Below are 15,417 nucleotides of genomic sequence, written 5' to 3' on the forward strand. Positions count from 1 at the left end.
GATTCGTATGCGTTAGCTCTTGCTTTAGCGGCGACGGCGCCCGAACCATGCCGACCCATCACCTAAATCGAATTGGCAGGCCGTCAGGTCGCCGTCTGTCACGCAGCCCAGGAGGCAGCATGAGGAGAAGAACCGCCCTCAGGGTCGTATCCGCCGCCGTCGGCGGTGCCGTCGTGCCGCTCTCGTTCGCACCCGCTTTCGCCGCCACCGGCGGCCAGCCCGAAGGCCCCCAAAAGCCCACCGCCCGCTGGGACTTCGACGAACGGTCCGGCGCGGTCGCCCGCGAGGCGGTCTCCGGATCGGCCGCCCCGGTGGACTACGTCTTCAACGACGCCCGGTACAAGCCCGACAGCGACCCCGTACGCCGTCGTGGCGTGCAAGGCCGGGCCCTGTACTTCGACGGCTACTCCACCTGCGTCACGGCAGAAGGACCCGGCAAGCTCGACCTCGCCGGAGGCATGACCGTCGACGTGTGGATCGCCCCCTACGCCTACGAGCACGGCATCGACGGCAAGCCCCAGGCGCTGGTCAACCAGCACGACCCGGGTGCGAGGACGGGCTTCCTGCTCGGCCTGCGCCGCTTCGGGCAGATCGTCTTCCAGCTGGGCTTCGGCACCGATCTGGTCGAGGTCAAGGGGGACCCGGACCGGCCGGCCGCCAAGGGCCGGTGGAGCCACGTCACGGCCACCTACGACCCGGCCGCCCACCAGCTGCGCCTCTACCTCGACGGCCGCCTGATCGGCACCACCGCCACCCCCGACAAGGCCCCCGAGCCCGCGCCGGGTGAGCCCTTGCTCATCGGGAAGCACAACCGCCCGACCCTGCTCAACGGCGAGTTCCACGCCAACATGTACATGGGCCTGATGGACAGCCTCGCCATCCGCCCCGGCGCCCTGGACGACGCGACGGCGCAGCGCGAGCACGCCGAGAAGATCGCCGCGCTGCCCGGTCACCGCGTGCCTCGCCCGGACCTGACCCACCACCGGTCCCGTTTCGACGGCGACCGGCACCGCCCCCAGTTCCACATGCTGCCGCCCTGGCACTGGATGAACGAGCCACACGCCCCGGTCTACTTCAAGGGCAAGTACCACATCTTCTACCAGCACGACCCGCTCGGACCGTTCTGGGGCCAGATCCACTGGGGCCACGCCGTCAGCACCGACATGGTCCACTGGCGCGACCTCCCCATCGCCCTGGCCCCCGCCGCGGACTCCGCCGGCCCTGACGGCATCTGGTCGGGATCCGCCTGCGTCGACGGCGACCGCGGCCCGGTCCTCTTCTTCACCGGCGGCGACGACCGGCTGCCCTACCGCCAGCGCACCGGACTCGCCGTGTCCACCTACCAGACGGACGGCGACACCGACCTGCCCACCTGGACGATGCGCTCCGAGCCGGTCACCGAAGCACCGGCGAACCTGCCGGCCGGTCCGGGAACCGCGTGGGCGGAGAACTTCCGCGACCCGTTCGTCTGGGAGGAGGACGGCGTCTGGTACCAGCTGGTGGGCAGCGGCATCGTCGACTACGACGGCGCGCAGGTCACCCGCAAGCACGGCGGAACCGCGCTCGTCTACACCGCACGCCGGCCCGAGGGGCCCTGGACCTACCAGGGGCCGCTGCACTGGAATGATCTCGCCACACTGCCCGAGCCCGGTGAGGTGTGGGAGCTGCCGGTGCTCCTCCCGCTCCCCGGTCCCCGCGGCCGGCGCACCGGTAAGCACATCCTGCTGATCTGTCCGTGGTGGGAGGGGTTCAACCCGAACGCCGTCAAGCACACGTACTACTGGATCGGCACCTTCGACAAGCGCGAGCACCGCTTCGTGCCCGACCACGAAAAGCCCCGCGAGTTCGACTTCGGCGAGCACTTCACCGGCCCGTCCGGCTTCGTCACCCCCGACGGCCGGTCCGTGGTCTTCAGCATCACCCAGGACCGCCGCACCGAGCAGCAGCACGCCCAGTCCGGCTGGGCGCACAACGCCGGCATGCCCGTGTCCGTCTCCCTGCGCCAGGACGGCACCCTCGGCGTCGAGCCGATCGCTGAGGCCGCCGGTCTGCGGGGGCCGCGACTGGCCCGCATCCGGCACGCCTCGGTGGCGGGAGCGAACCGGCGGCTCGCCGCTGTCTCCGGGGACCTGCTGGACATCCACGCCGTCATCGAGCCGCGTGGCGCGCGGACGATCACCCTGGCGGTCCGGGCCTGCGCCGACGGCACCGAAGAGACCCTGCTGACCTACGACACGGACGAGCGCCGCTTCCTGATCGACCGCGGCCGCTCCAGCCTCGACCCGGACGTCCGCAAGGGCATCCACGGCGGCAACGTGGAACTCGACGGCGGACGCCTCACCCTGAGGGTCCTGCTCGACCGCTCGATGCTGGAGGCGTACGTCAACGGCACCAACAGCATCACCAGCCGTATCTATCCCACCCGCGAGGACGCCACCGGCCTGCGGCTGGCTGCCGACGGCGGGTCGGCGCGCATCGTGTCCCTGGACGTCTGGCGCATGAACGGCGCCTACGACACCCCGACCACGCCCGCCGCGTACGACCCGCCGCGCCCGGCAGACGTCGACGCACTGCCCAACCACGACTTCGCCACCGGCGACCTCACCGGATGGACCGTCGTCTCCGGCACGACCTTCAGCGACGCCAACGTCACCACGCGCACCGACTGGGGCTGGGGCGGCCCCTTCTACCAGGCCGAGACCGAAGCCGACCCGACCGGCCACCACCTGTGGGGCTTCAACCCTGCCGGAGGCGGCGACGGTGCCACCGGTGTCCTGCGCTCCGCCACCGTGGTCCTCGGCGGAGACGGCGTGGTCGACCTGCTCGTGTCCGGCGGCAACGACCCCGACCGGCTCTACGCGGCCGCCGTCCGCGCCCGCGACGGAAAGGTGCTGGCCAAGGCCACCGGCCGGAGCACCGAGCAGTACCGCCGTGTCGTCTTCGACCTCTCCGCCCACATCGGCGACCGGATCTACATCGAGGTCGTCGACCAGGCCGACGGCGGCTGGGGTCACATCAACGTCGCCGACGTCAACGTCCCCGTCCGGCGCCCCTGACCCCCACCCCCTGCACGCGTCAGCCCCGGGCAGTGCCGCGCCCAGGGCCGGCGTTCACCCCGCCCGATCAACCCAACCCCACACCGACGGAGATTCGTATGCGAACCCGTGCTCCATCGAGAACGGCGACCAGCCGCAGTTTGCAGCGCCTGCTGCTCGCGCTCGCGATATGTCTGGGTCTGACATCGCCTGTGATGACCCAGACCGCCAGCGCCACCGAAACCAGCCTGTCGAACCCCGGCTTCGAGACCGGCGACCTCAGCGGCTGGACCACCACCGGCACCGCCTTCACCGGGGCGGTCACCGACGACCCGGGCTGGGGCTGGGGCTGCTGCTTCAACCAGCAAGGCTCCTACCACCTGTGGGGCTTCGGCGCGGGCGGTGACGCCGCCACCGGGACGGTGACGTCCGAGCCGTTCACGCTCACCGGCACCGGCATGGTCAGCGTCCTGGTCTCCGGCGGACGCAACGACAACGACCTCTACGCCGCCCTGACCACCCTCGACGGAACCGTCCTGCACAAGGCCACCGGCACCGACAACGAGTCGTACCGCCGCGTCACCTGGGACGCCCGCGAACACCTCGGCAAGCAACTGCGCATCACCCTCGTCGACAAGGCCACCGGCGGCTGGGGCCACATCAACCTCGACGACGTCCGCGTCGGCACCGACCCCGCACCCGCCGTGACCACCCTGTCGAACCCCGGCTTCGAGACCGGCGACCTCAAGGGCTGGACCACCACCGGCACCGCGTTCAACGCGGCCGTCACCGACAAGACCGGCTGGGGCTGGGGCTGCTGCTTCAACCACGCGGGCACCCGCCACCTGTGGGGATACGCCGGCGGCAGCGACGCCGCCACGGGGACGGTGACGTCGGAGCCGTTCACGCTCACCGGCACCGGCATGGTCAGCGTCCTGGTCTCCGGCGGACGCAACGACAACGACCTCTACGCCGCCCTGACCACCCTCGACGGAACCGTCCTGCACAAGGCCACCGGCACCGACAACGAGTCGTACCGCCGCGTCACCTGGGACGCCCGCGAACACCTCGGCAAGCAACTGCGCATCACCCTCGTCGACAAGGCCACCGGCGGCTGGGGCCACATCAACCTCGACGACGTCCGCGTCGGCACCGACCCCGCACCCAACCCGACCGTGAAGGGACTCGCCGCCCACTGGGACTTCACCGAAGGCCAGGGCACCACCACCCGGGAGAAGATCAGCCAGGCCGCCGACCCCATCAGCTACGTCTTCACCGACGCGCAGTACAAGCCGAACAGCGACCCGCTCTGGCGCCCGAAGAACGAAGCTGACGGTGTGCTCTCCGGCGCCCTGCTGTTCGACGGCTACTCCACCTGGGTCACCCGGGCCGCGGATCAGACGCAGCTGTCCACGGACGGCCTGACCCTTGAGGCATGGGTCGCGCCGCGTGCGTTCGAGTGGGGAGACGACGGCAAGCCGTCCGTCGTCGTCAACCAGCAGGACAAGGCGGCCAAGCGGGGCTTCTCCCTCGGTGTCGGCCGGCACGGCAGGTGGCAGTTCGGCATCGGAACCGGTGACGCCTGGTACGAGGTGACGGTCCCCAAGCCGGCGGCCCTGGCCGCGGGCAAGTGGGCGCACCTGTCCGCCGTCTTCGCTCCGAACGAGGGCGCGATCAGGCTCTTCCTCAACGGTGAGCAGGTCGCCCAGACCGCTGTCCCCACCACCGCTCGGCTGGCCAAGGCCGACGTTCCCCTGATCATCGGCCGTCACAACCAGCCGGCCATCATCAATGGCACGTTCGCTGTGAACATGTTCAACGGCCTCATCGACGAGGTGAAGGTCCACAACGGCGCCCTCACCCCGGCCTCGGTCACGGCCGGCCACCAGAAGGACGTGCAGTCCTTCGCGGGCGGTACCACTCCCAAGGCGCAGATGGAGATGGACCGCTCCCGGTACGACGGGGACCGCTACCGTCCCGGCTACCACTTCACCGCCCCGAACCACTGGATGAACGAACCCCACGCCCCCATCCAGTACAAAGGCAAGTACCACCTCTTCTACCAGTTCAACTCCCACGGCCCCTACTGGCACAACATCGCCTGGGGACACACCGTGAGCGAGGACCTGGTCCACTGGCGCGACCTGCCCGTCGCCCTCGCACCCACCGAGGACAGCGTGGCGCCCGACGGGGTCTGGTCCGGCGATGCCGCCTACGACGAAAACGGTGCGCCCGTCCTGCTGTTCACAGCCGGCAACGACGCGCAGCGCCCCAACCAGGCCACCGGTCTCGCCCGCCCCGTCGACCCGGCCGACACCGACCTGGTCGAGTGGAAGATGCACCCCACCCTCGTCACCAGCCAGACCGCCGACCTGAACGTCGGCGCCGGCCGCAAGGTCCGCTTCGGCGACTTCCGCGACCCCTTCGTCTGGCAGGAGGGAGACACCTGGTTCCAGCTTATGGGCTCGGGCGTCCAGAGCACCGACGGCAAGGACATCGGCGGAACCGCCCTCCTCTACACCTCCAAGAACCTCACCGACTGGACCTACTCCGGCCCCCTCATGGTCGGTGACGTGGCAGCCCACCCCAAGACCGGACAGGTCTGGGAGCTGCCCACCTTCCTGCCCATCGGCAAGGACGCCCAGGGCCGCGAGCGCCGGGCCCTGCTCATCAACCCGGCCTTCCCCGCCGGCCCCGGCGAGTACAGCAGCAAGTACGTCTACTACTGGGTCGGCACCTGGGACGCCGCGAACCGCCGCTGGACCCCCGACACCACCGAGCCCAAGCTCATGGACTACGGCGACCACTTCACCGGCCCCAGCGGAACGGTGGACGACAAGGGACGCTCCCTCGTCTTCAGCATCGCCCAGGACCGACGCACCGAACGCGCCCACTACGACGCCGGCTGGGCCCACAACGCCGGCCTGCCCATCGAGCTGTCCATGCGCCCCGACGGAGACCTCGGCTTCCGCCCCGTCGAGGAGGTCTCCCGCCTCCACACCGGAGCACCGCTCCTGGACATCACCACCCCCACCTCCCTCGCCGACGCCAACAACCGCCTGGCCGGCGTCAAGGGCGACATGCTCCACATCAAGCTGACCATGGAACGCGGCAGCGCCGGCACCTTCGGCCTCGACGTGCTCCGCAGCCCCGGCGACGAGGAACGGACCCGCCTGTTCTACGACGCCCCCGCAGGACAGCTGGGCGTCGACCGGACACGCTCCGGGAACAACTCCAGCGCCGAACCCGGCTTCGGCATCCACAAGGGCCCGCTGACCCTCACCGACAACACCCTGACCCTCGACGTCTTCCTCGACCGCTCGATGGTCGAGGCGTACGCGAACAACCACAAGTCCATCACCACCCGCGCCTACCCCTTCCGCCAGGACTCCCTCGGCCTGCGCCTCTTCGGCGACGGCAGCACCGTCAAGTCCATGACCGTCTGGAAGATGGGCAACATGACCGACTGACTTAGCCGCGCTGTCCGCCGGTCCCGGGCATCAACGCCCACGTCCATGCTGGCCCGGTCCGCGGTCTCGCCGCGGGCCGGGCCGGCGCATCGCCTGGTTACGCTGTTCGCGGGCGTGTACGGCGTGGGCGCAAAGTCCCAGAGGAATCCCACGAAGCGTCGCCACACCTCCTGTGGTGTGCATTGGCACAGGTCAGAGAGGTTTCGTCAGTTATTACCTGACGATCTTTCAAATGTCGCGGAAGATCTCGATCTGCGCCCCCACCGAGTTCAGCCGCTCCGCCAGATCCTCGTAACCCCGGTTGATGACGTACACGTTGCGCAGCACCGAGGTGCCCTCGGCCGCCATCATCGCGAGCAGGACGACCACCGCCGGGCGGAGTGCGGGCGGGCACATCATCTCGGCGGCGCGCCAGCGGGTGGGGCCCTCCACCAGGACCCGGTGGGGGTCGAGGAGCTGGAGGCGGCCGCCGAGGCGGTTGAGGTCGGTGAGGTAGATGGCGCGGTTGTCGTAGACCCAGTCGTGGATCAGGGTCTGGCCCTGTGCGACGGCCGCGATCGCCGCGAAGAACGGCACGTTGTCGATGTTCAGCCCGGGGAACGGCATCGGGTGGATCTTGTCGATCGGCGCCCGGAGCGTCGAGGGCCGCACGGTCAGGTCCAGCAGCCGGGTGCGCTTGTTGTCGGCCGCGTACTCGGCGGAGCGGTCGTGGTCGAGCCCCATCTCCTCCAGGACCGCGAGCTCGATCTCCAGGAACTCGATCGGCACCCGGCGGATCGTCAGCTCCGACTCGGTGACGACGGCGGCGGCGATCAGGCTCATCGCCTCCACCGGGTCCTCGGAGGGGGAGTAGTCCACGTCGACGTCGATGGTCGGCATGCCGTGCACGGTCAGCGTCGTCGTCCCGATGCCCTCGACCCTGACACCGAGCGCCTCCAGGAAGAAGCAGAGGTCCTGGACCATGTAGTTGGAGGAGGCGTTGCGGATGACGGTGACGCCGTCGTGGCGGGCGGCCGCCAGCAGCGCGTTCTCGGTCACGGTGTCGCCGCGCTCGGTCAGCACGATCGGGCGGCCGGGCGAGACCGAACGGTCCACCCGCGCGTGGTAGATGCCCTCGGTCGCGGTGATGTCCAGGCCGAAGCGGCGCAGGGCGATCATGTGCGGCTCGATGGTGCGGGTGCCGAGGTCGCAGCCGCCGGCGTAGGGCAGGCGGAAGGTGTCCATCCGGTGCAGCAGCGGGCCGAGGAACATGATGATCGAACGGGTGCGCCGCGCGGCGTCGGCGTCGATCGCGTGCATGTCGAGGTCGGCCGGCGGGACGATCTCCAGGTCCATGCCGTCGTTGATCCAGCGGGTGCGGACGCCGATGGAGCCGAGCACCTCCAGGAGGCGGTAGACCTCCTCGATCCGCGCCACCCGCCGCAGCACCGTGCGCCCCTTGTTGAGCAGGGCTCCGCACAGGAGCGCGACGCAGGCGTTCTTGCTCGTCTTGACGTCGATGGAACCGGAGAGCCGGCGTCCGCCGACGACCCGCAGATGCATCGGGCCCGCGTAGCCCAGGGAGACGATCTCGCTGTCCAGCGCCTCGCCGATGCGGGCGATCATCTCAAGGCTGATGTTCTGGTTGCCGCGTTCGATCCGGTTGACCGCGCTCTGGCTGGTGCCGAGCGCTTCGGCGAGCTGACTCTGTGTCCAGCCACGATGCTGGCGGGCGTCACGGATGAGCTTGCCGATGCGTACGAGGTAGTCGTCTGACATGCCAAGGAGGCTATCTCAGATATGAGATGAACCCGCGACGGGGGTGGGCCGTCCGGGTGAAGCGCTCCGGGGGAGCGTCCGGCGGGCATGCCTCGCCCCGATGCTCGCTCGCCCGTGGCCGCGCGGCAAACGGTGGCGGTGCGTCCGGGGGGGTCCCGGGCTCCGCGGGGAGAGCAGGCAGGGGGGAGTAGACAGTGTCTACGTCGGTTTGCTAGACACGGTGCATGCATGATCGGGAGGGGGGCCTGCGGGCCCGATTGGTCGCCGTCGGGGTCGAGTTGGTCGCGGAGGAGGGGGTGCGGGCGCTGACGCTGCGCGAGATCGCGCGCCGAGCCGGCGTGTCGCACGGTGCGCCGCGGAGGCACTTCCCGACACACCGGGAACTGCTGTCCGCGATCGCCCGCGAAGGCTTCGCCCTCGTGGCCGCCGAGGCCGCCTCCGCGGTGGCCGACGACGGGCGGACGCCGCGCGCGCGTGTCGCCGCGGTGTGCGGGTCGTACATCCGCTTCGCCCGGGAGAACCGCGGCATGTACGAGCTGATGTTGCGTCACGATCTACTCGAAAGCGGATATCTCGGACTCCGCTCGATCAGCCTGCCGCTCTTCGACCTCCTCACCGGCCTCATCACGGAAGCCGGGCCCCGGCCCGGGGCCGCCGCGCCCCGCGTGGTCGCGGGCGCGCTCTGGGCGAACCTCCACGGCATCGTCCAGCTCTGGGAGTGGGGGAGTCTGGAGCTCGCCACCGGGGAAGGCGACATCGACACGCTCCTGGCCGCCGCGCTCGACGCCCACCTCGGCCCCGAAGCCGCCGAAGCACCCGGGGCCCCCGAAGCCGAAGCACCCGGGGCCCCGGCCGGCGGGACGGACCGGGCCGCACCCGAGCAGGCGGGGCCGGCGGGACCCGGACGCGCGGCCTCCGAGCGGGAGGAGCGGTGAACGGCGGCTTTCACCGCGGCGTCGCCCTCGCGAGCAGCATCGTCGGCGCGTCGGCCGTCGCCCTCGACGGCACCGTGCTGACCGTGGTGCAGCCCGTCCTCCAGCGGGACCTCGACGCCACCGTGGCCCAGGTCCAGTGGGCCGGCACGGGTTACCTCGTCGCCGTCGCGAGCCTGCTCGTCCTCGCCGGCCGGCTCGGCGACCGCCACGGTCACGAACGCCTCTTCGCCCTCGGCATCCTCGGCTTCGGCGCCGCGTCGGCCGGCATCGCCGTGGCACCGGACATCGGCTGGGTCATCGGGCTGCGGGTCGTCCAGGGGGTGTTCGGCGCGCTGCTCCAGCCGGCGACCCTGGGCATGCTGCGGACCTCCTTCCCGCCGGACCGCCTGGCCGGTCCGATCGCCCTGCGCACCGTCGCCATCGGCCTCGCGGCCGCCGCCGGCCCGCTCGTCGGCGGCGTGCTGGTCGCGCACTTCGGCTGGCGCGCCGTGTTCGTGCTGAACATCGTGCCCGCGACGCTGACGGGCGTCCTCGTCCTCGCGCTGCGCACGCCGGAATCCGAGGGCGCGGGGGGAGCCAGGGCCGCGCGGTCCGGGCGGATCGACCCCGTCGGGGCGCTGCTCCTCGCCGTGACGCTGGTCTGCTCGGTGCACGCCCTCGTCGCCGTCCCCGCGGACGGGATCACCCGGGTGACGGCCGCCGTGGGCGCGGCGGCCGTGGTGAGCGGGGCGTGTCTCGTCCGGCACGAACGGTGTGCGCGCGACCCGCTGGTGCCGTCCGCCGTCCTGGGCTCACCGCCCGTCGCCGCGGCGCTCGCCGTCCTGGTGTGCGCGTCGGCGGCGATGCTCGGCGCCCTCTTCGCCGTCATGTACCTCCTCCAGGACGGGCTCGGCCAGGACCCGCTGCGCGGAAGCCTGACGGCGCTGCCCGGGGCCGCGGCCATGATCCTGGCCGCGCCGCTCGCCCCCGTCCTGACCCGGAGGCTGGGTCCGCGCCGCACGGTGACGCCGGCGGCCCTCGCGCTCGCCGCCGGCGCGGCGCTCCTCTCCGGGACGGGCCCGACCGCTGCCGCGCCGTGGTCGGCCTGCACCGGGTTCGTGCTGCTCGGCGCCGGATTCGGGACGGTGATGGTGGCCGCCACCGCGGTCGCGGTGCGGGAGGCCCCCGCCGAGCACGCGGGGGTCACGGGCGGACTCCAGCAGACGGCGATGAACATCGGGCCGGCCGTGGGGATCGCGGCGGCGACGGCCGTGATGTCCGGGGCCGCGGACATCGCCGACGGCACCGGCCGAGCGCTTCTGCTGCTCGCCTCGTTCGCCGTGCTCGGCGCGGTCCTCGCGCTCCGGCTGCCGTCCGGCGGCCCGTCCGGCTCCGCGCGCCGGCCGTCCGCGGACCTCCCGTCCCGCCCCGATCCGGTCGGGTCCGCGCCCTCGGCGGACCGATGACCTCCGGCGGCGCGGGCGCTCGGGTGAGGGGGACCCGCGTCCTCCCGAGCCGCGCGCCGCACGTCCGCGCGGACCCGCCCCCACGCGCGGACCGGCGCGATGCACGGCGCCGTCGCCTCAGGCGCGGCGGGCGGGGCCCCACGCCCCTGTCGCGCCCGGGGCGTGCGGGCGGGAGAGGGCAGTGCGCTCCCGGCCGCCGAAGCCATGGCCCCGTGCCGCCCGCGGCCCACGGCGGCGCGCACCCCTCGCGCAGGTGCCCCAGGCGCGCGCGGATGCCCTGCCACGCCGGACCCGACCCGCCCCGGTCCATCGAGGGCCCCGGCCGGAGCTGACCGCCCCCCTGCGAGGGCCTTGCCCGGAGCTGACCGCTCCCCGCGAGGGCCCGGCGCGCCGCAGCGGCCGTACCACCCGCACCACCCGCCGGCTCCGCGGGACACGGCGCGCGCCGTGTCCCGCGGAGCGCTGTCCGGCGGGCCGGGTGAGGGCGCTCACCTGTGTCCGGGCATGACCAGTCTGCGGTCATGTACTAGAGTTATCTCGACATCGAGATATCTACCGAAGGCGTACCGCAGGCGGCCTGTCGGTAAGGGTTACCTAACTAAGCCTTACCTTAGCGGATCGGCGAGCAGCCGTGGCGGCAGCATGGACGCAGTACGCGCACATTGATGAAGGAGACTGTCGTGTCGGCGAACAGCTTCGACGCCCGCAGCACGCTGCAGGTGGGCGACGAGTCCTACGAGATCTTCAGGCTGGACAAGGTGGAGGGTGCAGCCCGCCTGCCCTACAGCCTCAAGGTCCTCCTGGAGAACCTGCTCCGCACGGAGGACGGCGCGAACATCACCGCCGACCACATCCGGGCGCTCGGCGGCTGGGACTCCCAGGCCCAGCCCAGCCAGGAGATCCAGTTCACGCCGGCCCGCGTGATCATGCAGGACTTCACCGGTGTTCCCTGTGTCGTCGACCTCGCCACCATGCGCGAGGCCGTCGCCGCGCTCGGCGGCGACCCGGCGAAGATCAACCCGCTCTCCCCGGCCGAGATGGTCATCGACCACTCCGTCATCGCCGACAAGTTCGGCACCAACGACGCCTTCGCGCAGAACGTCGAGCTCGAGTACGGCCGCAACAAGGAGCGCTACCAGTTCCTGCGCTGGGGCCAGACCGCGTTCGACGACTTCAAGGTCGTCCCGCCCGGCACCGGCATCGTCCACCAGGTGAACATCGAGCACCTGGCCCGCACGGTCATGGTCCGCAACGGCCAGGCGTACCCCGACACCCTCGTCGGCACCGACTCGCACACCACCATGGTCAACGGCCTCGGTGTGCTCGGCTGGGGCGTCGGCGGCATCGAGGCCGAGGCCGCGATGCTCGGTCAGCCGGTCTCGATGCTCATCCCGCGCGTCGTCGGCTTCAAGCTGACCGGCGAGCTGCCGGCCGGCACCACCGCCACCGACCTGGTGCTCACGATCACCGAGATGCTGCGCAAGCACGGCGTCGTCGGCAAGTTCGTCGAGTTCTACGGTGAGGGCGTCGCCGCCACGAGCCTCGCCAACCGCGCCACCATCGGCAACATGTCGCCGGAGTTCGGCTCCACCGCCGCGGTCTTCCCGATCGACGGCGAGACCCTGAACTACCTGAAGCTGACCGGCCGCTCCGAGCAGCAGGTCGCGCTCGTCGAGGCGTACGCCAAGGAGCAGGGCCTCTGGCTCGACCCGGCCGCCGAGCCCGACTTCTCCGAGAAGCTGGAGCTCGACCTCTCCACGGTCGTCCCCTCCATCGCCGGCCCGAAGCGCCCGCAGGACCGCATCGTCCTGGCCAACGCCGCCCAGCAGTTCGCGCAGGACGTCCGCAACTACGTGGAATCCGTCGACGAGGCGGGCAAGGAGTCCTTCCCGGCCTCCGACGCCCCGGCCGTCACCGCGAGCGTGCCGTCCAACCCGGTCACCGTCACCGCCCCCGACGGCTCGACCTACGAGATCGACCACGGCGCCGTCACCGTCGCCGCGATCACCTCCTGCACCAACACCTCGAACCCGTACGTCATGGTCGCCGCGGCGCTCGTGGCCAAGAAGGCGGTCGAGCGCGGCCTGACCCGCAAGCCGTGGGTCAAGACCACCCTCGCCCCGGGCTCCAAGGTCGTCACCGACTACTTCGACAAGGCCGGGCTCACCCCGTACCTCGACAAGGTCGGCTTCAACCTGGTCGGCTACGGCTGCACCACCTGCATCGGCAACTCCGGCCCGCTGCCGGAGGAGGTCTCCAAGGCCGTCAACGACCACGACCTCGCGGTCACCTCGGTCCTCTCCGGCAACCGGAACTTCGAGGGCCGGATCAACCCCGACGTCAAGATGAACTACCTCGCCTCCCCGCCGCTGGTCGTCGCGTACGCCATCGCCGGTTCGATGAAGGTGGACATCACCAAGGACGCCCTCGGCACCGACACCGACGGCAAGCCGGTCTTCCTCCAGGACATCTGGCCGACCGAGGCCGAGGTCAACGACGTCGTCGCCAACGCCATCGGCGAGGACATGTTCAACAAGTCCTACCAGGACGTGTTCGCGGGCGACGCGCAGTGGCAGGCCCTGTCGATCCCGACCGGCAACACCTTCGAGTGGGACGCCGAGTCCACCTACGTGCGCAAGCCCCCCTACTTCGAGGGCATGACGATGGAGACGACCCCGGTCGCCGACATCACGGACGCGCGCGTCCTCGCCAAGCTGGGCGACTCGGTCACCACCGACCACATCTCCCCGGCCGGCGCCATCAAGGCCGACACCCCGGCCGGCAAGTACCTCACGGAGCACGGCGTCGAGCGCCGCGACTTCAACAGCTACGGCTCGCGCCGCGGCAACCACGAGGTCATGATCCGCGGCACGTTCGCCAACATCCGCCTGCGCAACCAGATCGCGCCGGGCACCGAGGGCGGCTTCACCCGCGACTTCACCCAGGCGGACGGCCCGGTGTCGTTCATCTACGACGCCTCGCAGAACTACCAGGCCGCCGGCACCCCGCTGGTCATCCTGGGCGGCAAGGAGTACGGCTCCGGCTCCTCCCGCGACTGGGCGGCCAAGGGCACCGCGCTCCTCGGCGTCAAGGCCGTCATCACCGAGTCGTACGAGCGCATCCACCGCTCGAACCTCATCGGCATGGGCGTCCTCCCGCTCCAGTTCCCGGCCGGCCAGTCGGCGGACTCGCTCGGCCTGACCGGTGAGGAGACCTTCTCCATCACCGGCATCACCGAGCTCAACGACGGCACGACCCCGAGCACCGTCAAGGTCACCACCGACTCCGGTGTGGAGTTCGACGCGGTCGTCCGCATCGACACCCCCGGTGAGGCGGACTACTACCGCAACGGCGGCATCATGCAGTACGTGCTGCGGAACCTCATCCGCGGCTGATCCCGCCCCGGACGAGGCGCCCCTCCGGGCGGCCGCCCCTCCGGACGAAGGGCCGTCACCCCGCTCCCCGCGGGTGTGGCGGCCCTTCGGCGCACCCCGCCCCGCGCCCCGACTCTCCTCGTGCGCAAGGCGTTTACAGCCCTCCGGGTCCGCGCTAGCTTCACCCGATGAAGCGTGGGAGCGCTCCCACGGTTCCCGCGCCCGCGCGAAGCACATCCTCCCCTCCCGCCCCCCACCCTCCGAAGGGACGACCGGATGATCCGGAGATCAAGAGCGCTGAGCCGACCACGCGCTCTGCTGCTGACCCTCCTCGCACTGGTCACCACCATTCCCGCCCTCGGTCTCGTCGTCTCCGCCGGTGGCGACGCCGAGGCCCACGGCACCCCGATGAAGCCCGCCAGCCGCACCTTCCTGTGCTGGCAGGACGGGCTGACCGACACCGGTGAGATCAAGCCGGTCAACCCGGCCTGCAAGGCGGCCGCCCAGCAGAGCGGCACCACGCCGTTCTACAACTGGTTCTCCGTGCTGCGCTCCGACGGCGCGGGCCGCACCCGCGGCTTCGTGCCCGACGGCGAGCTGTGCAGCGGCGGCAACACCAACTTCACCGGCTTCAACGCGGCGCGCGACGACTGGCCGCTGACCCACCTCACGTCCGGCGCGACCATCGACTTCTCCTACAACGCCTGGGCCGCGCACCCGGGATGGTTCAAGGTCTACGTGACCAAGGACGGCTTCGACCCGACCGCGCCCCTCACCTGGGACGACGTCGAGAACGCCCCGTTCCTGACCGTCGACCACCCGCAGCTCAACGGTTCGCCGGGCACGGTCGAGGCGAACTACTCGTGGACGGGCGCCCTGCCCGCGAACAAGTCCGGCCGCCACGTCATCTACATGGTGTGGCAGCGCTCCGACAGCCAGGAGACCTTCTACTCCTGCTCCGACGTCGTCTTCGACGGCGGCAACGGAGAGGTCACCGGCGTGAAGGACCCGGGCGAGGGCGGGGGAGACCCCGGTGGACCCGCGCCGGGCGCCGAGTGCACCGCCACCCGCACGACCGCCGGAAGCTGGGGCGGCGGCTACCAGTCCCAGGTGACGGTCACCAACACCGGCACGGTGCCGATGCTCGGCTGGATGGTCGACTGGACCCTCCCGGCGGGCCACCGGATCGACAGCCTCTGGAACGGGGCGATGACCGCCCAGGGGCAGGCCGTCATGGTCCACAACGCGGGTCACAACGGCAGCCTCGCACCGGGGCAGTCGGCGAACTTCGGCTACGTGGCCACCGGATCGGGGGCCGACACCCAGTCGGCGCTCACCTGCCGGCTGGGCTGACCCGTCCGCCGGGCCGGGCACCTGCCCGTCCGGACCGGCGGACACCG

Annotated in this window: 6 protein-coding genes and 1 pseudogene; 6 read left to right on the forward strand and 1 reads right to left on the reverse strand. The window is 71.2% G+C overall.

What is annotated here, in order from left to right; all coding sequences use genetic code 11:
- The first annotated feature begins 119 nt into the window (after positions 1-119).
- Together IAG43_RS25835 and IAG43_RS25840 are read left to right on the forward strand one after the other, a co-directional pair.
- Entirely contained in the window at positions 120-3,056 is a 2,937-nt protein-coding gene (locus IAG43_RS25835; RefSeq protein ID WP_187743066.1) for a glycoside hydrolase family 32 protein, read from the forward strand.
- 194 nt (positions 3,057-3,250) lie between these two features.
- Positions 3,251-6,505, forward strand: coding sequence for a GH32 C-terminal domain-containing protein (locus IAG43_RS25840; RefSeq protein ID WP_187743067.1), 3,255 nt, complete (start codon positions 3,251-3,253; stop codon positions 6,503-6,505).
- Between the two features lie 228 nt (positions 6,506-6,733).
- On the opposite strand, the gene IAG43_RS25845 is transcribed toward IAG43_RS25840, so the two are convergent.
- Positions 6,734-8,263 carry a helix-turn-helix domain-containing protein gene (locus IAG43_RS25845; protein WP_187743068.1) on the reverse strand — a complete coding sequence of 510 codons (1,530 nt, stop codon included), beginning with the start codon at positions 8,261-8,263 and terminating at the stop codon, positions 6,734-6,736.
- 224 nt (positions 8,264-8,487) lie between these two features.
- Between IAG43_RS25845 and IAG43_RS25850 the strand changes: the two are divergent.
- The 4 genes and pseudogenes from IAG43_RS25850 to IAG43_RS25865 form a co-directional block, all read left to right on the forward strand.
- Positions 8,488-9,066 (forward strand): annotated as a pseudogene (locus IAG43_RS25850) (TetR/AcrR family transcriptional regulator); the annotation flags it as partial.
- Between the two features lie 128 nt (positions 9,067-9,194).
- Positions 9,195-10,643 carry an MFS transporter gene (locus tag IAG43_RS25855; protein ID WP_187743070.1) on the forward strand — a complete coding sequence of 483 codons (1,449 nt, stop codon included), beginning with the start codon at positions 9,195-9,197 and terminating at the stop codon, positions 10,641-10,643.
- Positions 10,644-11,323: 680 nt separating this feature from the next.
- On the forward strand, positions 11,324-14,038 hold the full coding sequence (gene acnA, locus IAG43_RS25860) for an aconitate hydratase AcnA (protein ID WP_281403985.1): 2,715 nt from the start codon (positions 11,324-11,326) through the stop codon (positions 14,036-14,038).
- Positions 14,039-14,293: 255 nt separating this feature from the next.
- Positions 14,294-15,370 carry a lytic polysaccharide monooxygenase auxiliary activity family 9 protein gene (locus IAG43_RS25865; RefSeq protein WP_187743072.1) on the forward strand — a complete coding sequence of 359 codons (1,077 nt, stop codon included), beginning with the start codon at positions 14,294-14,296 and terminating at the stop codon, positions 15,368-15,370.
- Positions 15,371-15,417: the final 47 nt, after the last annotated feature.

Origin of the sequence: Streptomyces genisteinicus, assembly GCF_014489615.1 — a bacterium.
GTDB classification, from domain to species: domain Bacteria; phylum Actinomycetota; class Actinomycetes; order Streptomycetales; family Streptomycetaceae; genus Streptomyces; species Streptomyces genisteinicus.